Raw genomic sequence first — 26,231 nt, forward strand, 5'->3', positions numbered from 1 at the left:
TCGAGCCATCCATGACCGCATCCTCCCTCAACGTCGACGCGGCAACGCCTCCCACCTCGGCCCAAGGCCTGTCCATCGTCGGCTTCGGCGGCCTCGTTCTGTCGGTGGACGTCCCGCTGATCCGGCTGTCGGAGAGCGGGTTCTGGACCGTGCTCCTGATCCGTGGCCTGCTGACCTTCCTCGTCGCCGTCGCGGTCTGGTGGGTGGACGGCAAGGTCACGCAGCGGCGCCGGAAGCTGATCGCCGGCAGGTCCGGTCTTGTCGTCACGGCACTCTATGCGCTGGCTGCGACCACCTTCATCGTCGCGGTCTTCCACACGAGCGCCGCCAATGTCGTCTTCATTCTCGCATTCAATCCGATGTTCGCGGCGATCCTTTCCTGGCTGATCGCCGGCGAAAAACCGTCGACGGCAACGCTCCTGGCGATCCCGGCAACGCTCGCGGGCGTGTTCCTCATCATCGGCGCCGGCCTGACCACCGGCCATTGGTATGGCGACATCGCCGCCCTCGCCACCGCCTTCCTCATCGCACTCGCGATCACCATCGCCCGGCGCAGCCGCACCGACATGCGGTATGCCTCGGCCCTCGGAGCCGTGGTGCCGGCGGTCTTCGCGATCCCGTTCGTCGCGGGCGAAGGGCTGCAATCCGATGCAATCGTCTGGCTTGTCCTCGACGGGGGCTTGGTGCTGCCTCTCGCCACCATCTGCCTGGCCCTCGGCCCGATGCTGGTTCCTGCCCCTGCGGTGTCGATGGCCTATCTCCTGGAGACGGTGCTGGCGCCGCTCTGGATCTGGCTGATCTTCGGCGAACGACCCCTGGACCTCGCACTCGCCGGCGGGGCCATCGTCGTCGTCACGCTACTCGCGCATTCAGCCGCCGAGCTCACACGCATAAGGCGCTCGGCCGCTCCGCCCCTTCGGCGGCCGTTCACCCACGGCTGACCCCGATTGACCGGTGAATTTATCTGACTTAAGTCAGGTATATGCGATCCGATCCCATCTCCCGCTTCCGCCGCTTCAGCCGCACCGTGACAGCCGAGGTCGGCGCGCTCGACACCTCCTTCCTCGGACGCGGGCGCTCGCTGGGTACCGCCCGCGTTCTCAACGCCATCGGCCATGGCCGGACCGATGTCGCGGCGGTGCGAGAATATCTCGGTCTCGACTCGGGCCTGATGAGCCGGCTCCTGCGCCAGCTGGAGGACGAAGGCCTCGTCGAGACGCTCGCGCACGAGGAGGATGCGCGGCGGCGCGTGGCGCGTCTTACTGCGGCGGGACAGCGTGAGTTCGAAGCCTATGAAGCGCTGTCCGACGAGCGGGCGGAAGCGACGCTCGCGCGCCATCCCCATCCCGAGGCGCTGCTCGCCGCAATGGACCTCGTCGCCTCCGCCCTCGGCCGCGACCGCATCGCGATCGAGGAAGCCGACCCGCTGAGCGATCCTGCGCGCTACTGCCTCGGCGAATATTATGCGGAACTCGCCCGGCGTTTCGAGCGCGGCTTCGACGTGTCCCTGTCTCGCGATCCGGACGCACGCGACATGACCTGGCCGCGCGGGGTCTTTCTCCTGGCGATCTCCGATGGCCTGCCGATCGGTTGTGTCGGCCTCAAGGGATCGGGCGGGGAGACCGCCGAGATCAAGCGGCTCTGGGTCGCGCCATCGGCTCGTGGCCTCGGCCTCGCCCGGCGCCTGATGGAAGCATCCGAGGACGCCGCACGCGGACTTGGGATTCGCATCCTCCGGCTCGACACCAACAGCGCCCTACCCGAAGCGCTCCAGCTCTATCAAAAGACGGGCTGGACCGAGATCGACCGGTTCAACGACGATCCCTACCCGGACGTGTTCTTCGAAAAGCAGCTATGACCGGATGTAGCCGGGCCACCGGCCCCGCGGTCAGCCCGCGAACTTGTTCGACTTCGGAAAGCCCTTCGGCACCAGGCGCCCGGCCTGTGCGCGATCGCCGCGCCATTCGAGGAGCTCGTTCTCGGAACGCGTGAAGCTCCGGCCCGCCGAATCCGTCCAGGTCAGCCCGTCCGCCATCTTGAAGACGGTGACGTCCGAGACGCCGCCATCCTTGTAGCGCTGCAGCCGGACGCCCTTGCCTCGCGCCATCTGCGGCACCTGCGAGAGCGGGAAGACCAGCATCTTGCGGTTCTCGCCGACGATGGCGACCGTGTTGCCCTCGCCGATCGTAACGGCAAAGCGCAGGACAGCGCCGCCGGTGACATTGACCAGCTGCTTGCCCTTGCGGGTTGCCGACAGCATCTCGGCCTCGCTGGCGGTGAAGCCGTTGCCGTCGGAGGAGACCAGCAGCCGGACGCGTTCCGGCTCGGCCACGAAGGCGACGGCGATGTCCTGGTCGTCGTCCATCTCGACCGCGAGACGGATCGGCTCACCCTGTCCGCGCCCACCCGGAAGCTTGTCGGCCAGCAGCGTGAAAGCCCGCCCGCCGGTCGACAGGAAGATGAGCTTGTCCGTCGTCATGGCGTGGAAGGCGAGCTTCAGCCCGTCGCCCTCGCGGAAGGACAGCGCCCCGGGATCCGTCAGATGCCCCTTCATGCCGCGCAGGAAGCCCTTCTGCGACAGGACCACGGTGACCGGCTCCTTCTCGATGAACGCCGTCGTGATATCGTCGAGCGCATGGTTCGGCGCGTCGGCGAACATGGTGCGGCGCTTGCCGAGCTTGGTCTTCTTGGAGAAGGTCTCGCGCACCGCCCGGACCTCGGCGGCGATCTTGTCCCACTGCTGGGCCTCGGAAGCGAGCAGCGCTTCCTTCTCCGCCTTCTCGACGGTGAGATCGTCGAACTCGCGCTTCAGCTCGATCTCCTCGAGCTTGCGCAGCGAGCGCAAACGCATGTTGAGGATCGCCTCGGCCTGAACGTCGGTCAGCTCGAACCGCCGGATCATCTCCGCCTTCGGCTCGTCCTCCTCGCGGATGATCCGGATCACCTCGTCGATATTGAGGAAGGCGATCAGATAGCCGGCCAGGATCTCGAGCCGTCGTTCGATCTGGCCGAGCCGGTGCCGTGCTCGCCGCAGCAGGACCTGGCGCTGGTGGGCGAGCCACTCCGACAGCGCCTCCTTCAGCGACAGGACCTTCGGCACCTTGCCGCCGGACAACACGTTCATATTCAGCGGAATGCGGCTTTCGAGATCCGTCAGCCGGAACAGCGATTCCATCAGGATCGCGGGATCGACCGTCCGGCTCTTCGGCTCGATAACGATCCTGACGTCCTCGGCGGATTCGTCGCGGATGTCGGCCAGAAGCGGCAGTTTCCTGGCTTGCAGGAGTTCGGCGATCTTCTCGATCAGCTTCGACTTCTGGACCTGGTACGGGATCTCGGTGACGACGACGACATAATTGCCGCGGCCGACATCCTCCTTCTCCCAGCGCGCGCGGACCCGGAACGAACCCCTGCCGGTCTCGTAGGCCTCGCGGATCTGGGACTGGCTGTCGACGATCACGCCGCCGGTCGGAAAGTCGGGGCCCTGCACCGAGCGCAGCAGCGTATCGGTGGTGGCGTCCGGATGCTCGATCAGCTTCAGCGCCGCATCGCAAAGCTCCGCCGCGTTGTGCGGCGGGATCGAGGTAGCCATTCCCACCGCGATGCCCGAGGAGCCGTTGGCCAGAAGGTTCGGGAAGGCGCCGGGCAGGACGACCGGCTCCTCGTCCTCCTCGTTGTAGGTCGGGCGGAAATCGACCGCGTCCTCGTCGATGCCGCGCAGGAGCAGCATCGCGACGTCGGTCATCCGCGCCTCGGTGTAGCGCATGGCCGCGGCACTATCGCCGTCGACATTGCCGAAATTGCCCTGCCCGTCGATCAGCGGATAGCGGACGGAAAAGTCCTGGCTGAGGCGCACCAGCGCGTCGTAGATCGCCGCGTCGCCATGCGGATGGAACTTGCCCATCACGTCGCCGACGATGCGCGCACACTTCTTGTAGCCTTGGCCGGGATCGAGCCGAAGGACACGCATGGCATGGACGATGCGGCGGTGGACCGGCTTCAGCCCGTCGCGCACGTCCGGCAGCGCGCGGCCCATGATCGTCGACAAAGCATAGGCGAGGTAGCGCTCCTCGAGCGCCGCCTTCAGATCGATCGGTTCGATGTCGCCGCCGCCGGGCGGCTGGTCCGCTGCCTTACCCATGCCGGTTCGTCTAGGCCACAGCCTCCCGGAGAACAAGAGCAGAACGCCCCCGTCCCCAGACTTTTTGCACGATCCGCGGCCGGCCGCAGCCGCGTCGCATGGCCGCCCCTTCTCGGCCTCATCGATCCGTCATAGATTGGCGCACACGTCCGTTCTAGAATGCGGAACGGGGCAAGGGCTCACCCGCTCGCATAGCGGCGGAGAGTCAACGCGAAAGGCTTCTTCATGCATATCAACAGGTCCATCCCGGCAGCGGCAACGCTGCTTCTCCTCCTCGGCTCCACTTCGGCCTTCGCCGTGGACGCCTCGGCGTTCGCGGATCGGCTGAAGGCCGTCGCCGCCAAGCAGAACGTCAAGCTCTCCTACGACAACGCCACGTCCGAGGGCGACAACGTCGTCCTGAAGAACGTTGCGGTGAACAACGACGGCGAAGCGAGCAAGATCGGCGATATCACCTTCGAGGGGGTCAGCGGCTCCACCGAAGAGGGCTGGACGGTCAAGCGCGTCCCGATCTCCGACGTCGATGTCACCGAGAAGGACACCCACACGACCATCACCGGCATTTCCGTCGAGGGCGTGCAGCTTGTCGGAACCAACGCCGCCGACGTGCCGGCCGCGATGAAGTTCTCCGACTTCTATTTCGACAAGGCGACCGTCGGCGAGCTGAACGTCGAGGAAAAGGGCAAGCAGATCTTCAACCTGTCCGACGTGTCGATCGCCAACACGATCGGCGGCGACGGCACCTTCTCGTCCGACGTCGATCTCGGCACCTTCACCGCGAATTTCGCCAATGGCGATCCAGAAGCCGCCAAGACGATGCACGACATCGGCTACGATACGCTGACCGGCACGGTCGGCGGCAGCGCCAGCTGGGACCCGCAGAAGGGCGTCCTCAACCTCGACCCGTTCGAGATCGACGTCGAGAATGCCGGCAATCTCTCGTTCTCCTACGGCATGTCGGGCTATACGCCGGCCTTCATCGAATCGATGAAGCAAATGCAGGCGCAGATGAGCTCGGGCCCAGAGGGCAAGCAGGCCGCGGGAATGGCAATGATGGGCCTGATGTCGCAGCTGTCGCTGAACTCGGCCGATCTCGCCTACACCGACGACTCCCTCGCCGATAAGCTGCTCACCTACTATGCGCAGCAGAACGGCCAGACCAAGGAACAGCTGGTCGATCAGCTCACCGGCATGATGCCGGTCTTCCTCGGTTATCTGCAGAACCCGGACTTCGAGAAGCAGGTGAGCGACGCGGTCACCACCTTCCTCAAGGATCCGCAGTCGCTGTCGATCTCGATCGAACCGGGCCAGCCGGTCCCGGCGATGCAGATCATGGGCGCGGCGATGGGCGCGCCGCAGACGCTGCCGCAGGTCCTGTCGATGTCGGTCAGCGCGAACAGTGCCGACGACGAGGGCGAGGACGGCGACGAGGGCGATACGGCGAACTGAGCCGGATCGGCCAGACCCGGCACTTCGCTGCCTGAAGGAAAAGACCGCTCCCGCTCGCGCGGGGGCGGTCTTTTCGCATTAGCGTCCTTACACAGCCTCACTGGACAGGCTTGACCGATCCAATCTCATGAGTTGAATTCGATCCAGAAAAACCACCCGGAGACGAGGATGCCGACGGGTCCAGCCGCCCGTGTTACCGACCGCGTGGAACACGAGCGTCCCGGCGTCCTGACGCCCGGGCCCGGCGGCCCGAATACGCTCATCGGCGGCCTGCCGGCGTGGCGGGGCCTTTTGGACAGGCATGAATGCCATCATGGGACGGATGTCGTCGTCGACGGCTCGCCGACGGTGCTGATCAACGGCCTGCCCGCCTGCCGCGAGGGCGACACCATCCTCGAAGCTGACGGCAAACCGAACAGGATCACGCTCGGATGTCAGTCGGTGATCATCGGTGGCGCAGCAGGCACAGGCTCATGACCATGACCATGACCATGACGAACAACTACAACACGCATCAGGTGTCGCTGCAGCGCCTTCGGGAGATGCAGCGACAGGATCGCAACATCCTCGGGATCGAGCCTCTGGTCGTCGCCGACGCCGGCCGCGTCACACCTGACCTCGATGGCATTGCCGACTTCTCGGACGCCAGCCGCAGGCAGTCACATGCAGCGGCCTGGCGTTTCCTCGAAATGTACGGATCGGATCCGCGCGAACGATTCGATCTCGTGGTCGAGTGAACGGCGAGGCCGAAGCCTTACCCCTTCTTCTCCGCCTGTGGTGCCACGCGCAGCCCCAACTCCCTGAGCTGCGCCGGCTGCGCTTCCGCCGGCGCGCCCATCAGCAGGTCGAAGGCCTGCTGGTTCATCGGGAACATGGCGATCTCGCGCAGGTTCTTTGCGCCGCAAAGCAACATCACGATGCGGTCGACGCCGGCCGCCATGCCGCCATGCGGCGGCGCGCCGTACTGGAAGGCGCGGTACAGGCCGCCGAAACGCTCCTCGACGTCGGCGCGCGTGTAGCCGGCGAGTTCGAACGCCTTCACCATGACGTCCGGCAGCTGGTTGCGGATGCCGCCCGACGCGATCTCGTAGCCATTGCAGACGACGTCGTACTGGAACGCCTTGATCGACAGCGGCTCCTGGTTTTCCAGCGCGTCCATGCCGCCCTGCGGCATCGAGAACGGGTTGTGGGCGAAGTCGATCTTCTTGTTGTCCTCGTCCCACTCGTAGAACGGGAAGTCGATGATCCAGGCGAGCTCGAACCGGTCGCGGTCCACGAGGTTCAGCTCCTCGCCGATGCGGGCGCGGGCAGCCCCCGCAAACTGAGCGAATTTCTCCGGCCGCCCGGCGACGAAGAAGCAGGCGTCGCCGGCTTCGAGGCCGAGCTGCGTGCGGACCGCCTCGGTGCGCTCCTCGCCGATATTCTTGGCGAGCGGCCCCGCACCGGAGACCGCGTCCCCCTCTTCGCGCCAGAAGATGTAGCCGAGGCCCGGCTGTCCCTCGCCCTGCGCCCAGGAGTTCATCCGGTCGCAGAACGCGCGCGAGCCGCCGGTCTTGGCCGGGATCGCCCAGACCTCGACCTTATCGTCGTTCGCGATCATGTTGGCGAAGACCTTGAAGCCCGAGCCGGCGAAATGCTCGGTCACGCCTTCCATCTCGATCGGGTTCCGGAGGTCCGGCTTGTCGGAGCCGTATTTGCGCATCGACTCGGCATAAGGAATGCGCCGGAAGGTCTGCGAGACCGGCTTGCCGTCGGCGAACGTCTCGAACACGGTGCGGATCACCGGCTCCATCGCCTGGAAGATGTCCTCCTGCTCGACGAAGCTCATCTCGACGTCGAGCTGGTAGAACTCGCCGTAGAAGCGGTCGGCGCGCGGGTCCTCGTCGCGGAAGCAGGGCGCGATCTGGAAATACCGGTCGAAGCCGGACATCATGATCAGCTGCTTGTACTGCTGCGGCGCCTGCGGCAGCGCGTAGAACATGCCGTTGTGGAGGCGCGAGGGGACGAGGAAGTCGCGCGCGCCCTCGGGGCTGGAGGCGGTGAGGATCGGCGTCTGAAACTCGAAGAAGCCGGCCGAACTCATCAGCTGGCGCATCTTGGTGACGATCTCGGTCCGCCGCATGATGTTCCTGTGCAGCGTCTCGCGGCGCAGGTCGAGGAAGCGGTATTTGAGGCGGATGTCCTCGGGGTATTCGGGCTCGCCGAAGACCGGCAGCGGCAGTTCCTTGGCCGCCGACAGGACCTCGATCTCGCGGGCGAAGACCTCGATCTCGCCGGTCGGCAGTTTCGCGTTCACGGTCTCGTCCGAGCGCGCCTTCACCTCGCCATCGACGCGGATCACCCATTCCCCGCGCACCGTCTCGGCGATCTTGAAAGCGGGCGAATCGGGATCGACCACGACCTGCGTGAGGCCGTAGTGATCGCGCAGGTCGATGAACAGGAGGCCGCCATGGTCTCTGATCCGGTGCGCCCAGCCGGAAAGGCGGACGGTCTCGCCGACATCATCCTTGCGAAGGGCGGCGCAGGTGTGACTGCGATAGCGGTGCATGGCATTCTCTCTTCATGTCGGGCGTCAATCGCGCCGTCTGGCCCGCGCAGGCTATGCCCACGCGGCATGATCGGGCTGACGGCTGTCATCAAATCGGCGCGACAAGCGCATGGCCGTGGCCTGAATGTCAAGATTGTCGCGGCGCCCCGCATAGCCTGCGATCGTCGCCGCCTGGCCATGACGGCATATTTGCGTCATCGACGCACGGTTCGGCTTTCGAAACTCGTTCGCTTCCGGCTAAGAGAGGCGCATGCAGCTGATTACCACGACATCCGCCCTAGCCGAAGCCTGCCGCGAACTCGCGAAAGCCGACTTCATCACGATCGACACGGAATTCATCCGCGAGACGACGTTCTGGCCTGAGCTCTGCCTCGTCCAGATGGCGTCGGAGGATCTCGCCGTCCTCGTCGACCCGCTGGCGCCGGGCATCTCACTCGAGCCGTTCTTCGCGCTGATGCAGGACGACGGCGTCCTCAAGGTCTTCCACGCCGCGCGCCAGGACGTCGAGATCATCCACAAGCTGAGTGGCAGCGTGCCGGCTCCCTTGTTCGACACGCAGGTTGCAGCGATGGTCTGCGGCTTCGGCGATTCGATCGCCTACGACCAGCTCGTGGCGAAGACGACCAGCGGACACATCGACAAGACCTCGCGCTTCACCGACTGGCGCCGCCGGCCGCTCAGCCAGCAGCAGCTCGAATATGCGCTGGCCGACGTCACCTATCTGCGCGACGTCTACGGGGTGCTGAAGGCGCAGCTCGACGCCGGCGGCCGCAGCCACTGGCTCGACGAGGAGATGGCGATCCTCGCCGATCCCGGGACCTACGACCTTCATCCCGACGATGCCTGGAAGCGGCTGAAGCTCAGGGTGCGCAAGCCGATCGAGCTCCAGATCCTGAAGGAGGTCGCGGCCTGGCGCGAGCGCGAAGCGCGCGAGACCGACAAGCCGCGTGGCCGCGTCCTGAAGGACGACGCGATCTACGAGATCGCGCAGCAGCAGCCGAAGGACGAACAGGCCTTGTCGCGGTTGCGCAGCGTTTCGAAGGGCTTCGAGAGAAGCTCTGCCGGGCGAGCGATCATCGCCTGCGTGCAGCGCGCCCTCGCGGTTCCGAAGGCGGACTTGCCGGCCATTCCGCGGCCACCGCAGGTGCCGGAAGGCACCGCCGCGGCGGTCGAGTTCCTCCGCGTGCTCCTGAAGATCGTCGTGGAGGAGGAGGGAGTCGCCGCCAAGATGATCGCCTCCGGCGACGAGCTGGAAAAGCTCGCCTGGAAGGGCGAAGACGCAGACGTCCCTGCCCTGACCGGCTGGCGGCGGGAGATATTCGGCAACCGCGCGCTGGAACTTCTGACCGGGCGCACCGGCCTCGTCTATCGCGACCGCAAGGTCGAGGTGGTCCGCCTCGACTGACCGCGGGGCCTCGGACGGCGCGGCGTTACTGCGGCGCCGCCGGCGTGTTCAGCAATCCGACGTTCTGCTCCCAGCCGGCGCTCTTCACGTCGGGCGAAGGCTGCGCACAACCGGACAGGACGAGGGCGAACAGGATTGCGGCAGTCGCGGCCTTCATCGGGGGCTTCTCCATCAAGGCGGTACAACGGACGGCACGATGGGCCGGGCTGGCTCGTCGAAATATGGCGCAGTCATAGCAGCTTATCGCTGCTCGCGCGCCATCCACTTTCCAGATGCACCAATGCGAATTCGGCGCTAGCTTCCCCTTGGGAAGAAGATGGAGGTCGAAATGCGCCTGCTGAGATCGAAGGTCGCCGGAGCCATCGCAGTCGGAGCCGTCGCACTCCTGCCCGGCCTCGAGCCCTCGGCGAACGCCACCGTCCTCCGGCATGCCCCCGGCGCGATCGCATCATCCGAGCGCGAAGCGGTCGCGCCGTCATCCTTCGCGACCTTCACCAACTCACGTGCCACGGCAGTCGCTCGCAAGCTCGCCGAAAACTATGTCGACTTCTCCTTCGACTACCCCGCCGACTGGACGATCGATCCCAAAACCGGGCGGCCGGACGCCATCAACTTCGTCAAAGTGATTCGTCCCCGCACCGGTGACTCGATCGATACGGAGACGTTCGCAGTTGGCTACTTCAAGGCGACAGGGGATCCCGACTTCGACGCAACGCTGATCCCGCAGCTCCTCAACCAGTTCAAGACGCAGTTCGCAGCGGGTTTTCCGAATTTCGTCGAGATCGACCGTGGCCCGACCAGCGTCAACGGTATCGCCGGCAGCCAGCTTCGCTTTCAGTCGACGGTCGACGGCGAGAGTGGCCGGGTGGTGATCTGGGGTCGGGTGATCCTGATCAAGCCGCAGAAGGCGACGACCGGCGTCACCCTCGTCCTCCTCGGCACCGACCACGCTCCAGAACTCCGCGGCATCGACGATCTCGGAGTGGCGGGCGAACTGCCGGTCATCCTCGCCTCGTTCCGCTTCTCAGGATAACTGGCGCCTTCGAGGACAGCCGCAGAAGCTCAGCCGCTCATGGGCGACCATCAGCGGCATCATGTCGTGATTCGATCAGCGCGGCTCTTGCCCGGGGACGATTCCTCCCGAGGGCGTCGAGCCGAGGATCGTCGGTGTGACGCCGCCGACCAAGGGAAGAGCCGAAGGCACGCCATAGACGTCGCCCACACCGTAGAGCCAGGGAATCCCGCCGCCGCCGACCTGGTAGACGATGCGGCCATCCGGCAGCCGGACCGGGCGGGCGGCCTCCCGCTCGCGCGGAGAAAGGATGACGCCGGGGCCGCGCGGCTGCGACCAGCTTTGCGCGACGGCTGGATATCCCGAGGCGACAATCGCCGCCAGGGCAAAGAGCGCGGCGCGGGAACTGTTCAGCTTCATCGATCATCTCCTCTTGCCGCTCGCCCGCAGTGCCGGTGCAAGCCATCCGCCATCATCATCTCGGAATCTGTCCCGGAACGAGCCCATGCGACGGCGTGTCGAAGCCGGGACCGAGGAACGGCTGCCGGCGATGGAACTCGCTCCGCTCGCCGCCGCCATCGGACGCCGTCGTACAACCGGCGAGGGTCAGGGCGAGGACGAACACGGCAATCGGCGAGCGCAAGGCGGAACTCCTTGAAGACCTCGCATCAACGGACGACGAGGCGCATGGTTGCGCTTTGCGTTACCTGTCGGCGCGCGTGGCGGCACCACAGCGCGCTCGATGAAGCGTCCGGCCTATGGCTGCTTCGCGCCTGGCGCTTCGCTCTCGCGGGTGAGCCAGGTCAGAAGCTCCCGGATCGGGGCACGCACGTCCTTGCTGGACTGCCCACCGGTCATGCAGAACATGGTGGCCAGCTTGCCCTTCACGGTCCACAGATAGGCCGGGACGCTATAGGCCTTCAGCTTGCTGGCAAGGACATAGTCGCGCCTGACGAGCGTCTTCTCGCCGAGGGTGAAGCTCAGCGGCGCGCTGCGCTGGGCAAAGCGGTCGGAGCGCACCAGAGGGTCTTTCGCCAGCACCGGGCGCAGCACCTTGGCCTTTTCCGTCAGCCAGAATTCATAGTCCGACCAGGGCATCAGCTTGTCGTCCATGATGAAGTCGATGTCGATCGGATAGGAACCGGGTGGCCGTTCCGGTCCAAGCGCATAAAGGCAGGACAGGCCGACGGGACAGCCCGGCCCGACGCATTCGAAGCGCTGACCGATCTCCATCACCGCGTCCGCGGGCGGACCGGAGCGCCATGCGGGCAGCGGATCGGACGGCTCCGCCGGCTGGGCGAAGGCAGGCGCCACGCCGAGCGCGGCGATGGCGAACAAGGCCGTGGCAACAGGACGGATCATGCCGGGCGCTCTCCCTTGCGACCGTCGCCGACAGCAGGAACGCGGCGATCAGGCGCCCATTATTCCGGCCGCGGCTTGACGGGGCCTTACCGCCGGACGGGCGGCGGGAGGGACCGGTCGATCCGCGAAAGATCGTGCGCTATATGCCGATGTCTCGCATCAACTTTCCGTCAAACGAGGTTTCCCAATGCCCTACGCCGCGTCCGACGAGCGATATCAATCCATGCCATACCGGCGGGTCGGACGCTCAGGCCTGCACCTTCCGGCTATTTCGCTCGGCCTCTGGCAGAACTTCGGCGGTGTCGACCGCTTTGAGACCGGCCGCGCCATCCTGAGGCGCGCCTTCGACCGGGGCGTCACGCATTTCGACCTCGCTAACAATTACGGCCCGCCCTACGGCTCGGCGGAAGAGAATTTCGGCCGCTGGCTCGCCATGGACTTCGCGCCCTATCGCGACGAGCTGATCGTCTCGTCCAAGGCCGGCTACGACATGTGGCCCGGGCCCTACGGCAACTTTGGCTCGCGCAAATATCTGATCGCCTCGCTCGACCAGAGCCTGAAGCGCATGGGCCTCGACTATGTCGACATCTTCTACCACCACCGGCCCGATCCGGAGACGCCGCTCGAAGAGACCATGGGCGCGCTCGACCAGATCGTGCGCTCCGGGCGGGCGCTCTATGTCGGCATCTCCTCCTACTCCCCGGAGCTGACCCGCAAGGCCTACGGGATCCTGAAGGAGCAGCGCACGCCCTTCATCATCCACCAGCCCTCCTATTCGATGCTGAACCGCTGGGTCGAGGACGGCCTGCTCGAGACGCTTTCCGACCTCGGTCTCGGCTGCATCGCCTTCTCGCCCCTCGCGCAGGGCCTCCTCACCCGCAAATATCTTTCAGGCGTTCCCGCGGACTCGCGGGCAGCGCAGGAACGCTCGCTCAAGCCGGACATGTTGAGCGAGGCGAATATCGAGCGGATCCGGAAGCTCACCGCTATCGCCGAGCGGCGCGGCCAGAGCCTTGCCCAGATGGCGATCGCCTGGGTGCTGCGGCGGCCCGAGGTGACGTCGGCGCTGATCGGCGCCCGCACCGTGGAACAGTTCGACGATTCGCTTCGCGCGCTCGACCGCCTGGACTTCACCGACCAGGAACTCGCCGAAATCGATACGCATGCCGAGGAGGGCGGCATCGACCTCTGGCGCAAGCAGTCGCAGGTGAGGAAGGACGACTAAGGCCGCCCCGCGCCACGAAGGCGGAAAGCCCTGGGCACGAGCGTCTCCTATGGTTTGCGGCGCAGGGAGATGGACCCTCGGCGGGGGCTCCGAGGGTCCGTTGCATCTGGCGGCGAGCGGGGCGTTCTCGCCAGTCGATGGTCGGGGGAGGAAACTTGTCGTCCTCCCCGTGACGAAGCGACCATAGAAGGTCCAGCTCTATCCGGCTGTGACGTACGTCACACCCCGGACAGTGGCTCGACTGCGACTGGCTCTAGCGTGATGAGTTCGGACGTCGGACAGCCTGGCTCCGGCCGCGTCAGGGTTCGACGGCAAGCGCTTCGAGCGCTGCCTTGTCCGGCACGATCAGCCAGCCGTTCCGCAGGTCGACGAGACCCCTGCGCTGCCAGGCCTTGAGGCAGCGATTGACGTTCTCGCGGGAGCTGCCGATGATATTGGCCAGCTCGGTCTGGGACATTGCCAGTTTCGCGCCCTGCTTCCCGACATGGCAACCGGGCGACTCGATCGCGCGCAGGAGCGCCTTTGCCAGCCGGGCGGGAATTTCCAGAAAGGCGAGTTCGGTCATTCGCTCGTCCGAGCGCCGCAGCCGGTGGCACAGGAGTTCGAGCAGCTTCAAGGCGGATTTGGGATGGCGCTCCAGAAGCGCGAAGACGTCCCGTCGCTCCAGAACGAGAAGCGTGCAGTTGGTCAGCGCCGTCGCGGCCGCCGAGCGTTCGCCGCCATCGATCAGCGCCATCTCGCCGAACACTTCGCCCGGATTGAGATCGGTCAGCACGATCTCCCGTGCCTTGTGGGTGATGACACTGATGCGGACGGTTCCAACCACGATCGCCATCATGCTCTGACCGGGCGAACCCATCTGGAAGATCGGGTCGCCGGCCTGATAGCGCCGGGTGAAGGCGTAAGAGGCAAGCTCGCGGCGATTGCGCTCGTCGAGCGCCTGGAAGATGACGCAACTGCCGAGCAGCCGCTCGCGATCTTCCACCGACCGGTCCAGCTGGTCCTGGCGACCCTCGACGGCCGTCACATCGTCCCTCCCCGTCAGTCGGGCAGCGCTCGCGGACGAGCCGCCCGAAGCAACTCAGCCCGCTTCGCCGCGAAGCGGGCGCCGCCACATTGCCGCTTCCCGGACCGTCAGGCAAGAAGACAACGTCACGAACGGCCTCCATGGTCGCCCCTGCGAGACGTGGTCCAAATCAGGCCTGAACGGCGTGACGGTCCCGCCGTTTGAACGACGCTTCCCCCAGTGCCATGATGAACGCGCGGCAATGCGCGTGCGCGGCAAACCCGCCGACGCTCCGGAAAGGCAGGTCTGCGATGAAGACGATGCAAAACGGCATTGCGGCAGTCCTCTTCGTGTGGGCGATGCTTTCTGTGACGTCAGGTCTCGCCCAAGGCTTGGCAGGCTGCGAGACGAGGGCACTGACGGACCCGCCGCGGCAGGCCTATCGCTGCCCCGGCGGCATCGTCATCGAGGCGGAGGCAGCCGCGCAGTTCGACCTCGCACCGGTCTCGGCCGGTCCTGGTGTCGCCGAGATCACCGGAAGCGCCGCCTATTTCGATCTGGGTCCGCAATCCGAGGGCTTCCAGGTCCGCACGCCTCAGGCCATCGCCACCGTCCGCGGGACCGTCTTCGTCGTCGCGGTCGCGGATCAAACGACGTCGGTCTTCGTCGTGGAAGGCGAGGTAGCGGTTTCGCGCTTGGGCGGCGCGGACACGGTGCTGCTGAATCCCGGAGAAGGCGTCGATGTGGTGGCTGGCGAACCGCTCACCGCGCGACGCTGGCCGCAGCCTCGCGTCAACGCGCTTCTGGCGAGATTCGGCCGCTGATCATGCGCCCGCTCGCTCGACTCCCGCTCGCGCTGGCGATGGCCGGCGCCCTTGCCGCCGGCGGCTGGGCGAGCTGGCTCGCCTCCGGCCACATGGCCGGGCGTGCCGGGCCCCTCGATCGGATCGAGGCGCCACTCGCCGACCTGCGGCTGCTGATCGGCGGGCCGAGACGAGGGCCCCGGCAGGTGGCGATCGTGGCGATCGACGACCGCACGATCAACGCCGAGGGAGGCTATCCGCTCGATCGCGCCCGGATGGCTTCTCTCCTGAAGGCGATCAAGGACGCCGGCGCCAGGGCGGCCGCGCTCGACATCCTCTTCGCCGATCCTGGTCCCGCGACCTCCGACCACGCGCTCGCCGCGGCTCTTGCAGGTCTTCCAAGCGTTATCGCGGCCGCCGGCCTCTTCGACACGGACACGGCGCAGCCGATCGTGCCGGCAAGCCGGCAGGAACTCTGGCCGCAGACCGGCTTCGCCGAAGCCGCGAGCGTCGGCATGGTCAACATCTCCTCCGACTCCGCCGGAACTCCCCGGCATCTGCCGCTGATCATCAACACCTCGCGCGGGCTTACGCCGTCGCTGCCGCTGCGCGCGGCCGGACTGTTCACGCGGTCCGAACCGGTGCTTGCGAGCGAGACCGTCACACTCGGCGAGGACAGCCGCCGCCTCGACATCGGCTGGAGCATGCCGCTGCGATTCTATGGTCCGCGCGGCACGATCACGACGATCTCCGCCGAAGACGTCTTCGCGCATCGTGATTCCGGCCGCCTCACGGGACGTATCGCCATCGTCGGTGTCACCGCCACCGCGATCGGCGACACGTTCGCGACGCCCTTCGACGCGGTCACGCCGGGCGTCGAGGTGCTGGCCACCGGCATCGGCAATCTCATCGACGGCTCCGGCCTCGTGCGCGACGGTGGCATTCGCCGGATCGACGGGGCGGCGGCGGTGATCCTGGCGATCGGCGGCGTCCTCGCCGTCTGCCTGCTTCCGCCGACGCTCGGACTGTCGGTGGCGGCCGCGGCGCTGCTTGGCTGGCTCGCCGCTATTACGGTCGGCTTTGCGGGAGGCTATTGGTTCAGCGCCGCCCTGCCCCTCGCCGCCGCCCTGCCCCCGCTCGGCTCAGTGGCGGCGCTCCGCCAGATCCGCGATCGCCGCGAGGCTCGCGCCCTCGCCAAGGCTGAGGAAGCGCTCCGCCGGTTCCAGCCCTCGTCGCTCGTCCGCAGGATCGAGACCGATCCGACCTTCCTCGCCGAACCGACGGAACAGAACGTCGCGATCCTGTTCATCGACCTCGCCGGCTTCACCGGATCGAGCGAAAAGCTCGGACCCGTCGGCACACGGGCGCTGCTGAAGGAGTTCCACACCCTCGTCGTCAACGAGACGACGGCCCGCGGCGGCGTTGTGATGAGTTTCATGGGCGACGGCGCGATGATCGTGTTCGGGATTCCGGATGCATCCGCCGACGATGCCTCGCGGGCCCTGAGGACCGCCTTCTCGATGATTGCAGCGACCGAGGCCTGGATCGCCCGAGCCGACCGTGCCACCTCAGTCACCGGCGTCCGTCTCGGAGCCCATTTCGGTCCGGTCGTTCTCTCCCGCCTCGGCCATGACAGCCATCAGCACATTGCTGCGACCGGTGACAGCGTGAACGTGACCAGCCGGCTCCTGGAAGTGGCAAAGCTTCATGACGCCACGATCGCCGCGTCTTCGGAGATCGTGGCCGCGGCCGCCATCGATGGCGGCTGCCAGGGACGGCCGGGCGATGTCCGGGAGGTGGCGATCAGGGGGCGCGCCGAACCGATGACCGTCCATCTGTGGCAGCCGCACGAGATCCTCACCGCCTGAACGGCGCAAGACGGCCCTCGCGAGAGCGGACGGCGGACGAGCGCCGGTCGAAGAAAGGGCGAGGGTCGATGACGGCGCCGGGCCGCCCGTGACCGGCACGACGCATGCAATGCCAAGCCTTGCGTATGCGCAATCCTCCTAGCATTTCGGTCAGGCTGCAACCCGGAGGAGCCGGAGCGCGGTCGCGGGTTATATGTGACGGAAGATCCTGGCTTTCAGGCGGCCACCTCCCAAGGAGCGTCGGAGCCAATCGTCCGGATGCCGAGCCTTCGTGGAGGCGACTTGAAGCGAACGGAATTTATTGTATACGTCGTGGAAGTGGCTCGCCGACCGGATCGAAGGTCGGCCGCCCCGGAGATATGATGACCGAACAGACCAAGGCCGGCCGCCTGCGTTCGCGCGCGTGGTTCGACAATCCGTCCAACCCCGACATGACCGCGCTCTATCTGGAGCGCTATCTCAATTTCGGCCTCAGCCAGGAAGAGCTGCAGTCCGGCAAGCCGATCATCGGCATCGCCCAGACCGGCTCGGACCTTTCGCCCTGCAATCGCCATCACCTCGAGCTGGCCAAGCGGGTGCGCGAGGGGATCCGCGAGGCCGGCGGTATCGCGATCGAATTCCCGGTCCATCCGATCCAGGAGACCGGCAAGCGGCCCACCGCCTCGCTCGACCGCAATCTCGCCTATCTCGGCCTCGTGGAAGTCCTCTACGGCTATCCGCTCGACGGCGTGGTGCTGACGATCGGCTGCGACAAGACGACGCCTGCCTGCCTGATGGCGGCGGCAACGGTCAACATCCCGGCGATCGCCCTGTCCGTCGGCCCGATGCTGAACGGCTGGTTCCGCGGCGAGCGCACCGGCTCCGGCACGATCGTGTGGAAGGCCCGCGAGATGATGGCGGCCGGCGAGATCGACTATGCCGGCTTCGTCAAGCTCGTCGCCTCTTCGGCGCCTTCGACCGGCTATTGCAACACCATGGGCACGGCGACGACGATGAACTCGCTCGCCGAGGCGCTGGGCATGCAGCTTCCAGGGTCGGCGGCAATTCCGGCACCCTATCGCGACCGGCAGGAGATCTCCTACCTCACCGGCAAGCGCATCGTGGAGATGGTCGCCGAGGACCTGAAGCCCTCCGACATCCTCACCCGCGACGCCTTCATCAACGCCATCCGCGTCAATTCCGCGATCGGCGGCTCGACCAATGCGCCGATCCACCTCAACGGGCTGGCCCGGCATGTCGGTGTCGACCTGAAGATCGAGGACTGGCAGACCTATGGCGAGGAGATCCCGCTGCTCGTCAATCTGCAGCCGGCGGGCGAGTATCTTGGCGAGGACTATTATCACGCAGGCGGCGTCCCCGCGGTCGTCAACCAGCTGATGGAACAGGGCCTGATCGCCGAGGACGCGCTGACCGTCAACGGCAAGACGATCGGCGAGAACTGCCGCGGCGCCGAGATCGCCGACGAGAACGTCATCAAGCCCTACGACCAGCCGCTCAAGAAGCATGCCGGGTTCCGGGTCCTGTCGGGCAATCTCTTCAATTCCGCGATCATGAAGCTTTCGGTGATCTCGCCGGAGTTCCGTGAGCGCTACCTGTCGAACCCCGATGATCCCATGGCCTTCGAGGGCAAGGCGGTCGTGTTCGACGGGCCGGAGGACTACCACCACCGGATCGACGATCCGTCGCTCCAGATCGACGAGCACTCGATTCTGTTTATGCGCGGCGCAGGTCCCATCGGCTATCCCGGCGCAGCCGAAGTGGTTAACATGCGGGCGCCCAACTACCTCATCCGGCGCGGGGTCACGGCGCTCGCCTGTATCGGCGACGGGCGCCAGTCCGGCACGTCCGGCAGCCCCTCCATCCTCAACGCCTCGCCGGAGGCGGCGGCGAATGGCGGGCTTGCTCTCCTGAAGAGCGGCGACAGGGTCCGCATCGACCTTGGCCGCGGCACGGCCGATATCCTGATCCCGGACGAGGAGCTCGCAGCCCGCCGTCAGAAGCTCGAGGCCGAGGGCGGCTACCCCTACCCCGCGCATCAGACGCCCTGGCAGGAGATCCAGCGCGGCATCGTCTCGCAGCTCGAGAGCGGCATGGTTCTCGAGCCGGCGATCAAATACCGAAAGCTGGCCCAGGGCGGCGTCGACGGCTCGATCCCGCCGGTTCCGCGCGACAATCATTGACGACATCGACCCATAGGATGACAGCATGACCCAGCGCCTCGAAGGCAAGATCGCCGTCTGCACGGCCGCCGGCCAGGGCATCGGACGAATGGTCGCCGAAGCGTTTCTCGCCGAAGGCGCGATGGTCTACGCGTCCGATCTCGACGCCTCGAAGCTGGAGGGTCTCGACAAACTCGGCCGCGTCGAGACCGAGGCCCTCGACGTGACCAACAGCGAAGCCGTCGCGGCCTATCTGAAGCGGGTCGACACGCCGGACATCCTGTTCAACTGCGCCGGCTTCGTGCACCACGGCACAATCCTCGACTGCGACGAGAAGGCCTGGGACTTCTCCTTCGACCTCAACGTCAAGGCGATGCACCGGACGATCTCGGCCCTCCTGCCGCGCATGATCGAAAAGGGCGGCGGTTCGATCATCAACATGTCGTCGGCTGCCTCCTCCATCAAGGCGGCGCCGAACCGCTATGTCTACATGGCGACCAAGGCGGCGGTGATCGGGCTCACCCGTTCGGTCGCGATCGATTTCATCCGCAAGGGCATCCGCTGCAACGCGATCTGTCCCGGCACGATCGAGTCGCCGTCGCTGGAGGGACGTATCTCCGAGCTCGGCAAGACGGTCGGCGGCGCCGACAAGGCGCGGGAGATGTTCATCGAGCGCCAGCCCATGGGCCGGCTCGGCAAGGCCGAGGAGATTGCCAGCCTCGCCGTCTACCTCGCCTCGGACGAGAGCGCCTTCACAACCGGCACCACGCAGCTGATCGACGGCGGCTGGTCGCTGTGAGCGTCGGGCGATGCGCCGAGGATATTGAGCTGGGAAGAACGACGCGGTCCAAATCCTCGGACCGCCTCGCCTCCCGGAAGAATCGACAAGTGCCGGTCCGCGACACTTTTCGTGGTCGTGAGTAGCCGGCGCGTGAAGGGAGGAATCGCATGCGCATCCTGATCCTCGGTGCGGGTGGCATGGTCGGACGCAAGCTGACGGAAGCGCTACTTGCCGACGGCATGCTCGCAGGGCGGGCGATCGAGACGATCGACGCCTTCGACGTGGTCGCGCCGGACAGTCCCGATCTTCCGGAAGGCGTCGCCTTCAATCCGCAGGCCGGCGACATCTCGGATCAGGCGACGGTCGAAGCGCTCGTCGCCGAGCGCCCGGACGTGATCTTCCATCTCGCCGCGATCGTCTCCGGCGAAGCGGAGGCCGATTTCGAGAAGGGCTACCGCATAAACCAGGGCGGCATGCAGCACCTTCTGGAGGCGATCCGTCAGCAGGATGGGGTCTACCGGCCGCGCCTCGTCTTCACCTCCTCGATCGCCGTCTTCGGCGCGCCGTTCGAGGACAAGATCTCCGACACATTTCTCGCAGCGCCGCTGACGAGCTACGGCACGCAGAAGGCGATCTGCGAGCTGCTCCTGTCCGACTACACCCGCAAGGGCTTCGTCGACGGCGTCTCGATCCGCCTGCCGACCATCGTCGTGCGACCCGGCAAGCCCAACAAGGCGGCCTCCAGCTTCTTTTCCGGCATCATCCGCGAGCCGCTCGCCGGCCAGGAGGCGATCCTGCCGGTCGACGACGAGGTACGGCACTGGGTGGCGAGCCCGGCCGCCGCCGTCGGCTTCCTCCTGCATGCCGCGACGATGGACACCGAGATCCTCGGTCCGCGCCGGGCGCTGACCATGCCGGGCCTCTCCGTCACCATCGCCGAGATGATCGACGCGCTGCGCGAGGTCGCGGGCGACGAGGTCGCGGGCCGGATCCGGCGCCAGCCGGATGCGGTGATCGAGAAGATCGTGTCGGGCTGGCCGAGAGATTTCGATCCAAGCCGGGCGCTCGCCGCCGGATTTACAGCGGATACGGATTTCGCATCGATCGTGCGGGCGCATATCGCCGACGAGGCTGCCCGCTCCGGCGGCCGGTCGTGACCAATCATTCCCCGCAAGGGGAAGGCAGGAACTGGAGATCGCCATGACGGACAAGCTGCGGATCGGGTTCGCCGGCGTCGGGCTGATGGGCCACGGCATGGCGAAGAACATCGTCGAGGCCGGCTATCCCCTCACCGTCCTCGCGCATCGCAATCGCGAACCGGTCGAGGACCTGAAGGGGCGCGGCGCGACAGAGGCGCAGTCGCCGGAAGACCTCGCCGCAGGCTCCGACGTCATCTTCCTCTGCCTTCCCGGCAGCCCGGAGGTCGAGGCGGCGGTAAGCGCGATGCTCGCCGGCGACATCTCCGGCAAGACGATCGTCGATTGCTCGACCGCCAATCCGGTCTCGACGCGGGCGCTCGCCGAGCGCGCTCAGGCCGCCGGCGGACATTTCGTCGATGCGCCGCTGTCGCGCACGCCGAAGGAAGCGTGGGAAGGCATGCTCGACGTGATGATCGGCGCCGAGGCGGCCGACTTCGAGCGGGTCCGCCCGATCATCGAGGCCTTCGCCGGCAAGATCGTCCATGTCGGCGGTATCGGCGCCGGCCACACGATGAAGCTCCTCAACAACTTCGTCTCGCTCGGCTATGCCGCGATCTATTCCGAAGCCCTCGCGATCGGCGCCAAGAACGGCGTCGACGCGGCGACCTTCCACTCGGTGATCGGCGGCGGCCGCATGGATTGCGGCTTCTACCAGACCTTCATGAACTACGTGGTCGGCGGCGACCCGAACGCGCACAAGTTCACGCTGCGCAACGCGCACAAGGACATGCGCTATGTCGTGTCGCTCGCGAACGAGAGCGGCATCGCCAGCCACATCTCCTCGCCGGTGAAGAACGGGCTGGCGACGGCGGAGGCCACCGGCCACGGCGATGGCTATCTGCCGACGCTGGCGGACATCGTGGCGCGGCTGAACGGAATCGAGCCGGGCCGAGGCTGAGCGGGCGCGAAAGGGCAAAGCCCGATCGAGCCGAGAGGAAGAGGAGACCCGACCCTGGCGAAGCCGGATGCAAGCGAAGTCGGCCGTCGCAGGCGCGCACAAATTGTGACCGCGCATGGGTCGCGGCCGCGGCCGAGCCTGCATGGCGTCTCCGGCATGCCGGCCCGCGACCGGGCCTATCACGAACTGAAGTTCCGGATTCTGGAGGGCCGACTGCCGCCGGGCACCACGCTGCTGGAGGCCGAGGTCGCCAGCCTTCTCGGTCTCAGCCGCACCCCGGTGCGCGAGGCCCTGATCCGGCTCGAGGAGGAAGGGCTCGTCAACGTCCGGCCACGGCATGGCATCACCGTGAAGGCGCAGTCGCTCGACGACCTCTCCGAGATCTACGAGGTCTTCTCCACGCTGGAGGTGAAGGCGGCGGCGCTCCTGGCACGGCGCGGCCTCAACTCCGAGGAATCGGAGCGCCTCGCCTCGCTGATGAGCCAGATGGAACGCGCGACGAAGCGCGACGACATCGCCGGCTGGTCGCAGCTCGACGACGCATTCCACGCCGAACTCGTCGCGCTGTGCGGCAATGCGCGCCTGCAGGCGACGCTCCGGCAATATTGGGACCAGCAGTACCGTGCGCGGCTCGCCATCGTGCCGCTGCGCCAGCGGCCGACCCAGTCGGACGAAGAACACCGCGCCATAGTGGCAGCGATCGAGTCCGGCGATCCGGTGGAGGCCGCGCGGCTGCATCAGCGCCATCGTGATCGCACGGATACGGCGGCGCTGGACCTCTTGCGCCGCCAGGCTTCGACCATCGCCGGCAGCCGCTAGCATGCCGGCGCCGTCGCCAGGCGGCGAAGGAAGGGTCAGGCTTCCATACGGAGCGCCGGACCACAGCGTATACATTGCGCCGGATCGCGTCTTGTGCGAAGAGCCGGCCGGGGTGGATAGCGACGCTCGGAAGATGGCGCTGCGACTTGGGGAGTGACGTGCGATGAACCGGATCGATCTCGAAGGCAGAAGAGCGATCGTCACCGGCGGCGCCCGCGGCATCGGCTACGCGACGGCCGAGCGGGTCATCGCCAGCGGCGGCCACGCCATCCTGTGGGACCTCGATTCAGCCGCGCTCGACCAAGCCCTGGCAGCGCTCGGCGGCAAAGCGTCCGGCCGGGTGGTCGAGCTGACCGACGCGGATGCCGTCACAGCGGCCGCAGACGAAGCGGCCGAAGCCGGCTCCATCGACATCCTCGTCAACAATGCCGGCATCACCGGCGGCAACGGCAAGACCTGGGAGCTCGACCCGGGGATCTGGCGGAAGACCGTCGAGGTGAACCTCGTCGCGCCGTTTCTCACCAGCCGGGCCGTCGTGCCGATCATGCTGAAGGCCGGCTACGGACGCATCGTCAACGTCGCCTCGATCGCTGGCAAGGAAGGCAACCCGAACGCCTCGCATTATTCGGCCTCCAAGGCCGGTCTCATCGGCCTGACGAAGTCGCTCGGCAAGGAGCTGGCCGGCTCCGGCATTATCGTCAACTGCATCACGCCGGCCGCGGCGAGGACGGCGATCTTCGACCAGATGAGCCAGGAGCACATCGACTACATGCTTTCGAAGATCCCGATGAACCGCTTCGTCGAACCAGCCGAGGTGGCGGCGATGATCGCCTGGCTCGCATCCGAGGACTGCTCGTTCTCGACCGGCGCGGTCTTCGACATCTCGGGAGGCCGAGCGGTCTACTGACCCGGGCCAGACCCCTTCTTCGGGAGGACGCCCCTCCCCGCGACGGTGACGCGTCGCTCCAAGACCGCTCGTCCGGCAGCGCCGTCAAGACATCCAGTTCGATCTGATGAAACCGAAAGGACACCCATGAAACTCGTGCGCTATGGCCTGCCCGGCGAGGAGAAGCCCGGCCTCATCGACGACAGCGGCGCCATCCGCGATCTGTCCGAGCATGTCGCCGACATCTCCGGCAGCGTCCTGTCCGATGGTGGCCTTGCCAAGCTCGCGGCGCTCGACGTCGACACGCTGCCGCTCGTCGACGGCACGCCGCGCCTCGGCCCCTGCGTCGGGGACATCAGCAAGATCCTCTGCATCGGTCTCAACTATTCCGACCATGCCGCCGAGACCGGCGCCGAGCCGCCGACCGAGCCGATCGTCTTCACCAAGCAGCTGAACGCGCTCTGCGGCCCAAACGACAATGTCGAGATGCCGCGCGGTTCGGACGCGCTGGACTGGGAGGTCGAGCTTGCCGTCGTCATCGGCCGGCGCGCCAAATATGTCTCGGAAGCCGATGCGATGAAACATGTCGCCGGCTTCGCTGTGATGAACGACGTCTCGGAGCGGACCTTCCAGACCAAGCGCCAGGGCCAGTGGACCAAGGGCAAGAGCCACGACACCTTCGGCCCGCTTGGCCCTTGGCTCGTCACCCGCGACGCGGTCGCCGACCCCCACAACCTCTCCATGTGGCTCGACGTGAACGGTGAGCGCCGCCAGACGGGCAATACCAATACGCTGATCTTCAACGTTCCGCATGTCGTGTCCTATCTTTCGCAGTTCATGACGCTGATGCCGGGCGACGTCATCTCCACCGGGACGCCTCCGGGCGTCGGCATGGGCATGAAGCCGCCGCAGTATCTCAAGGTCGGCGACGTCATGACGCTCGGCATCGAGGGGCTGGGCGAGCAGAAGCAGACGGTGATCGAGGCGCGGGCCTGACACCAGGAGGCATTGGAAATGACTCCTGGTTCCGCATCCCGATTTTCGTCAAGCCTTTGGCTTGGCGTCGGAAATCGGGATGTGTGCAGCGGGCGGATGCGACAGCATCCCTTCTCGCTGGTATGACTGGGCCATAAGGCGAAACACCTTGGCGACGGAGCCCGAGACGATGGACATCAAACGCGTCACCCTGATCGGAACGGGCATCATGGGCGCACCCATGGCCCGCAACGTCGCCAAGGCCGGATATGCGGTCACCGTCTGGAACCGCACGCGTGACAAGGCGGATGCCCTGTCCGACGTCGCGACCGTCGCGGACGATCCGCGAAGCGCCGTCGCCGAAGCCGACGCCGTCATCACCATGGTCGACAATTCACCGGTGGTGACGGAGATCTATTTCGGCGAGAACGGCGTTGCCGAGGCGGCGCCGAAGGGCGCCCTCTTCATCGACATGTCGTCGATCCAGCCGGCAGTTGCGCGCGACCATGCCGCAAGGCTGGAAGAGCTCGGCCGCCGCCATATCGACGCGCCCGTCTCCGGCGGCGAGAAGGGGGCGATCGAGGCGAGCCTGGCGATCATGGCGGGCGGGGAACTGGACGACTTCCAGGACGCCGAGCCGCTTCTGTGCGCCATGGGGCGCCCTACTCATGTCGGCGTCCACGGCGCCGGCCAAGTCGCCAAGCTCGCGAACCAGGTCATCGTGGCCGTCACCATCGGCGCCGTCTCCGAGGCCATGCTCCTGGCGCAGGAAGGCGGCTGCGATCCGGCGGCGCTGCGCAGCGCCCTGATGGGCGGCTTCGCCACCTCGCGGATTCTCGACCTTCACGGCGAGCGCATGACCGAGCGCAACTTCGTGCCCGGCGGCCCGCTCGCCCTGCAGCTGAAGGATCTCGAAAACGCGCTCGAAGTCGCGCGCGAGGCCGGCCTGAAGCTGCCGCTCACCGAGCAGACGCGCGATGCGTTCCATGCTCTGGCACACGACATGGCCATGGGACGGCACGACCACGCCGCCTATCTCCTGTGGCTGGAGTCGATCAATCCCGGCAAGCGCCTGGGAACCGCGGAGACGAAGGAGCCGGCACGAACCGGATGAGTTCGCGGTCGCGGTCTGAAGTCACGTCCTGAGGCGCTGTCTCAGCCGGTCGATCGTGCGCGAAAAGAGCGCGGGATCATCGAGCGCCCGCGCCGCGACGAGGCCGCCCTGGATCGCGGCGATGGCGTCCTCCGCCAGCGCCTCGGATTCGCTCGGCGCGACCCCCTCGCGCCGCAGCGCCGCGGCGAGCGCAGCCCGCCACGCACCGAAATAGCCTGCGACACGATCCGCGAAGCGGTCGCGCACGCAGCCGAGGGCGAAGCTGCCGATGAGGCAAACGCGGCGGCCAGAGTGGAAATAGGTTTCGACGCCGTCCAGCATCCGGGCGATCGCCTCGCCCGGATCGCTCGCATCGCGCAGCGGAGAGAAGATCTCGCGGGCGAACCAGGCGGCGATCTCATCCAGCACCGCCTCCGCCATCTCCTCCTTGCCGCCCGGAAAGAAATGATAGAGGCTGCCCTTGCCGAGACCGGTCGCTTCTGTGATGCGCGCGAGGCTCGCGCCTTCGTAGCCGTGCTCGCGGAACACCTCTGCGAGGCCGGAGATCGCCTCGGAGCGATCGCGGGCGATCCGGGGCATCG

At 66.7% G+C, this 26,231-nt stretch carries 26 protein-coding genes; 18 read left to right on the forward strand and 8 right to left on the reverse strand.

Features of this window, described 5'->3' with window-relative positions:
* Positions 1–11 precede the first annotated feature (11 nt).
* On the forward strand, positions 12–941 hold the full coding sequence (locus LH400_RS08805) for a DMT family transporter (protein ID WP_229152302.1): 930 nt from the start codon (positions 12–14) through the stop codon (positions 939–941).
* A gap of 41 nt (positions 942–982) precedes the next feature.
* A complete protein-coding gene (locus LH400_RS08810) occupies positions 983–1,858 on the forward strand; it encodes a bifunctional helix-turn-helix transcriptional regulator/GNAT family N-acetyltransferase (RefSeq protein WP_229152303.1) in 876 nt (291 codons plus the stop codon).
* 30 nt (positions 1,859–1,888) lie between these two features.
* Here LH400_RS08810 and parC read toward each other — a convergent pair whose 3' ends face one another.
* A complete protein-coding gene (gene parC, locus LH400_RS08815) occupies positions 1,889–4,141 on the reverse strand; it encodes a DNA topoisomerase IV subunit A (protein ID WP_229152304.1) in 2,253 nt (750 codons plus the stop codon).
* 225 nt (positions 4,142–4,366) lie between these two features.
* On the opposite strand from parC, the gene LH400_RS08820 reads away from it, so the two are divergent.
* The 3 genes from LH400_RS08820 to LH400_RS08830 all read left to right on the forward strand — a co-directional run bounded on the left by LH400_RS08820 (position 4,367) and on the right by LH400_RS08830 (position 6,327).
* Positions 4,367–5,590, forward strand: coding sequence for an aq_1923 C-terminal domain (locus LH400_RS08820; protein WP_229152305.1), 1,224 nt, complete (start codon positions 4,367–4,369; stop codon positions 5,588–5,590).
* Positions 5,591–5,722: 132 nt separating this feature from the next.
* Positions 5,723–6,067 carry a PAAR domain-containing protein gene (locus tag LH400_RS08825; RefSeq protein ID WP_229152306.1) on the forward strand — a complete coding sequence of 115 codons (345 nt, stop codon included), beginning with the start codon at positions 5,723–5,725 and terminating at the stop codon, positions 6,065–6,067.
* Positions 6,064–6,327, forward strand: a complete 264-nt coding sequence (locus tag LH400_RS08830) for a hypothetical protein (RefSeq protein ID WP_229152307.1) — start codon at positions 6,064–6,066, stop codon at positions 6,325–6,327. Before LH400_RS08825 ends, LH400_RS08830 begins: the two co-directional genes overlap by 4 nt.
* A 17-nt stretch (positions 6,328–6,344) precedes the next feature.
* Here LH400_RS08830 and aspS read toward each other — a convergent pair whose 3' ends face one another.
* Positions 6,345–8,138 carry an aspartate--tRNA ligase gene (aspS, locus tag LH400_RS08835; RefSeq protein WP_229152308.1) on the reverse strand — a complete coding sequence of 598 codons (1,794 nt, stop codon included), beginning with the start codon at positions 8,136–8,138 and terminating at the stop codon, positions 6,345–6,347.
* A gap of 250 nt (positions 8,139–8,388) precedes the next feature.
* On the opposite strand from aspS, the gene rnd reads away from it, so the two are divergent.
* Positions 8,389–9,543 (forward strand): ribonuclease D, encoded by a 1,155-nt coding sequence (rnd, locus tag LH400_RS08840; RefSeq protein ID WP_229152309.1) that lies wholly within the window; start codon positions 8,389–8,391, stop codon positions 9,541–9,543.
* A 25-nt stretch (positions 9,544–9,568) separates the two neighbouring features.
* Here the strand turns inward: rnd and LH400_RS25985 are convergent, their stop codons facing one another.
* Entirely contained in the window at positions 9,569–9,700 is a 132-nt protein-coding gene (locus tag LH400_RS25985) for a hypothetical protein (protein ID WP_255616919.1), read from the reverse strand.
* Positions 9,701–9,871: 171 nt separating this feature from the next.
* On the opposite strand from LH400_RS25985, the gene LH400_RS08845 reads away from it, so the two are divergent.
* A complete protein-coding gene (locus LH400_RS08845) occupies positions 9,872–10,576 on the forward strand; it encodes a hypothetical protein (RefSeq protein ID WP_229152310.1) in 705 nt (234 codons plus the stop codon).
* Positions 10,577–10,651: 75 nt separating this feature from the next.
* Here the strand turns inward: LH400_RS08845 and LH400_RS08850 are convergent, their stop codons facing one another.
* From LH400_RS08850 to LH400_RS08860, 3 genes are all read right to left on the reverse strand, one after another.
* Positions 10,652–10,975 (reverse strand): hypothetical protein, encoded by a 324-nt coding sequence (locus tag LH400_RS08850; RefSeq protein WP_229152311.1) that lies wholly within the window; start codon positions 10,973–10,975, stop codon positions 10,652–10,654.
* 55 nt (positions 10,976–11,030) lie between these two features.
* Positions 11,031–11,198: a hypothetical protein gene (locus LH400_RS08855; RefSeq protein ID WP_229152312.1), complete on the reverse strand. Its 168-nt coding sequence runs from the start codon at positions 11,196–11,198 to the stop codon at positions 11,031–11,033.
* A gap of 113 nt (positions 11,199–11,311) precedes the next feature.
* Complete coding sequence (locus LH400_RS08860; protein WP_229152313.1) at positions 11,312–11,917, reverse strand: hypothetical protein; 606 nt, start codon at positions 11,915–11,917, stop codon at positions 11,312–11,314.
* 187 nt (positions 11,918–12,104) lie between these two features.
* On the opposite strand from LH400_RS08860, the gene mgrA reads away from it, so the two are divergent.
* Complete coding sequence (gene mgrA, locus LH400_RS08865; RefSeq protein ID WP_229152314.1) at positions 12,105–13,142, forward strand: L-glyceraldehyde 3-phosphate reductase; 1,038 nt, start codon at positions 12,105–12,107, stop codon at positions 13,140–13,142.
* 298 nt (positions 13,143–13,440) lie between these two features.
* Here mgrA and LH400_RS08870 read toward each other — a convergent pair whose 3' ends face one another.
* Complete coding sequence (locus LH400_RS08870; RefSeq protein ID WP_229152315.1) at positions 13,441–14,169, reverse strand: Crp/Fnr family transcriptional regulator; 729 nt, start codon at positions 14,167–14,169, stop codon at positions 13,441–13,443.
* A 200-nt stretch (positions 14,170–14,369) separates the two neighbouring features.
* Here LH400_RS08870 and LH400_RS08875 point away from each other — a divergent pair, with 200 nt between their 5' ends.
* The 10 genes from LH400_RS08875 (at position 14,370) to LH400_RS08920 (ending at position 25,650) form a co-directional block, all read left to right on the forward strand.
* Positions 14,370–14,972: a FecR domain-containing protein gene (locus LH400_RS08875; RefSeq protein WP_229152316.1), complete on the forward strand. Its 603-nt coding sequence runs from the start codon at positions 14,370–14,372 to the stop codon at positions 14,970–14,972.
* A 2-nt stretch (positions 14,973–14,974) separates the two neighbouring features.
* A complete protein-coding gene (locus tag LH400_RS08880; RefSeq protein WP_229152317.1) occupies positions 14,975–16,819 on the forward strand; it encodes a CHASE2 domain-containing protein in 1,845 nt (614 codons plus the stop codon).
* Positions 16,820–17,178: 359 nt separating this feature from the next.
* Positions 17,179–18,999, forward strand: a complete 1,821-nt coding sequence (locus LH400_RS08885) for an IlvD/Edd family dehydratase (RefSeq protein WP_229152318.1) — start codon at positions 17,179–17,181, stop codon at positions 18,997–18,999.
* A gap of 25 nt (positions 19,000–19,024) precedes the next feature.
* Positions 19,025–19,777, forward strand: coding sequence for an SDR family oxidoreductase (locus LH400_RS08890; protein ID WP_229152319.1), 753 nt, complete (start codon positions 19,025–19,027; stop codon positions 19,775–19,777).
* Between the two features lie 149 nt (positions 19,778–19,926).
* Positions 19,927–20,916 carry a D-erythronate dehydrogenase gene (denD, locus tag LH400_RS08895; RefSeq protein WP_229152320.1) on the forward strand — a complete coding sequence of 330 codons (990 nt, stop codon included), beginning with the start codon at positions 19,927–19,929 and terminating at the stop codon, positions 20,914–20,916.
* Positions 20,917–20,947: 31 nt separating this feature from the next.
* On the forward strand, positions 20,948–21,856 hold the full coding sequence (locus LH400_RS08900; RefSeq protein ID WP_255616953.1) for an NAD(P)-dependent oxidoreductase: 909 nt from the start codon (positions 20,948–20,950) through the stop codon (positions 21,854–21,856).
* A 105-nt stretch (positions 21,857–21,961) separates the two neighbouring features.
* Positions 21,962–22,675 (forward strand): GntR family transcriptional regulator, encoded by a 714-nt coding sequence (locus LH400_RS08905; RefSeq protein WP_229152322.1) that lies wholly within the window; start codon positions 21,962–21,964, stop codon positions 22,673–22,675.
* A 163-nt stretch (positions 22,676–22,838) separates the two neighbouring features.
* The gene (locus LH400_RS08910) at positions 22,839–23,582 is read left to right on the forward strand and encodes an SDR family oxidoreductase (RefSeq protein WP_229152323.1); all 744 of its coding nucleotides are present in this window, start codon (positions 22,839–22,841) and stop codon (positions 23,580–23,582) included.
* Between the two features lie 126 nt (positions 23,583–23,708).
* Complete coding sequence (locus LH400_RS08915; RefSeq protein ID WP_229152324.1) at positions 23,709–24,557, forward strand: fumarylacetoacetate hydrolase family protein; 849 nt, start codon at positions 23,709–23,711, stop codon at positions 24,555–24,557.
* Between the two features lie 79 nt (positions 24,558–24,636).
* On the forward strand, positions 24,637–25,650 hold the full coding sequence (locus LH400_RS08920; RefSeq protein WP_255616925.1) for an NAD(P)-dependent oxidoreductase: 1,014 nt from the start codon (positions 24,637–24,639) through the stop codon (positions 25,648–25,650).
* A 21-nt stretch (positions 25,651–25,671) separates the two neighbouring features.
* Here LH400_RS08920 and LH400_RS08925 read toward each other — a convergent pair whose 3' ends face one another.
* Positions 25,672–26,229, reverse strand: a complete 558-nt coding sequence (locus LH400_RS08925; protein WP_229152326.1) for a TetR/AcrR family transcriptional regulator — start codon at positions 26,227–26,229, stop codon at positions 25,672–25,674.
* Between the last annotated feature and the right edge of the window lie 2 nt (positions 26,230–26,231).

This window comes from Jiella soli, from assembly GCF_020615385.1.
In the GTDB taxonomy this organism is placed as follows: Bacteria; Pseudomonadota; Alphaproteobacteria; order Rhizobiales; family Rhizobiaceae; genus VKMB-3413.

Bases quoted from the DNA above. Each gene is read 5' to 3' on its own strand.
- LH400_RS08920 (WP_255616925.1), top strand. From the start codon at position 24,637: ATGTGTGCAGCGGGCGGATGCGACAGCATCCCTTCTCGCTGGTATGAC.
- rnd (WP_229152309.1), top strand. From the start codon at position 8,389: ATGCAGCTGATTACCACGACATCCGCCCTAGCCGAAGCCTGCCGCGAA.
- LH400_RS08820 (WP_229152305.1), top strand. From the start codon at position 4,367: ATGCATATCAACAGGTCCATCCCGGCAGCGGCAACGCTGCTTCTCCTC.
- LH400_RS08850 (WP_229152311.1), bottom strand. From the start codon at position 10,975: ATGAAGCTGAACAGTTCCCGCGCCGCGCTCTTTGCCCTGGCGGCGATT.
- LH400_RS08805 (WP_229152302.1), top strand. From the start codon at position 12: ATGACCGCATCCTCCCTCAACGTCGACGCGGCAACGCCTCCCACCTCG.
- LH400_RS08830 (WP_229152307.1), top strand. From the start codon at position 6,064: ATGACCATGACCATGACCATGACGAACAACTACAACACGCATCAGGTG.
- LH400_RS08810 (WP_229152303.1), top strand. From the start codon at position 983: ATGCGATCCGATCCCATCTCCCGCTTCCGCCGCTTCAGCCGCACCGTG.
- LH400_RS08890 (WP_229152319.1), top strand. From the start codon at position 19,025: ATGACCCAGCGCCTCGAAGGCAAGATCGCCGTCTGCACGGCCGCCGGC.
- LH400_RS08880 (WP_229152317.1), top strand. From the start codon at position 14,975: ATGCGCCCGCTCGCTCGACTCCCGCTCGCGCTGGCGATGGCCGGCGCC.
- denD (WP_229152320.1), top strand. From the start codon at position 19,927: ATGCGCATCCTGATCCTCGGTGCGGGTGGCATGGTCGGACGCAAGCTG.
- LH400_RS08915 (WP_229152324.1), top strand. From the start codon at position 23,709: ATGAAACTCGTGCGCTATGGCCTGCCCGGCGAGGAGAAGCCCGGCCTC.
- LH400_RS08845 (WP_229152310.1), top strand. From the start codon at position 9,872: ATGCGCCTGCTGAGATCGAAGGTCGCCGGAGCCATCGCAGTCGGAGCC.
- LH400_RS08910 (WP_229152323.1), top strand. From the start codon at position 22,839: ATGAACCGGATCGATCTCGAAGGCAGAAGAGCGATCGTCACCGGCGGC.
- LH400_RS08885 (WP_229152318.1), top strand. From the start codon at position 17,179: ATGATGACCGAACAGACCAAGGCCGGCCGCCTGCGTTCGCGCGCGTGG.
- parC (WP_229152304.1), bottom strand. From the start codon at position 4,141: ATGGGTAAGGCAGCGGACCAGCCGCCCGGCGGCGGCGACATCGAACCG.
- LH400_RS08860 (WP_229152313.1), bottom strand. From the start codon at position 11,917: ATGATCCGTCCTGTTGCCACGGCCTTGTTCGCCATCGCCGCGCTCGGC.
- mgrA (WP_229152314.1), top strand. From the start codon at position 12,105: ATGCCCTACGCCGCGTCCGACGAGCGATATCAATCCATGCCATACCGG.
- LH400_RS25985 (WP_255616919.1), bottom strand. From the start codon at position 9,700: ATGAAGGCCGCGACTGCCGCAATCCTGTTCGCCCTCGTCCTGTCCGGT.
- LH400_RS08925 (WP_229152326.1), bottom strand. From the start codon at position 26,229: ATGCCCCGGATCGCCCGCGATCGCTCCGAGGCGATCTCCGGCCTCGCA.
- aspS (WP_229152308.1), bottom strand. From the start codon at position 8,138: ATGCACCGCTATCGCAGTCACACCTGCGCCGCCCTTCGCAAGGATGAT.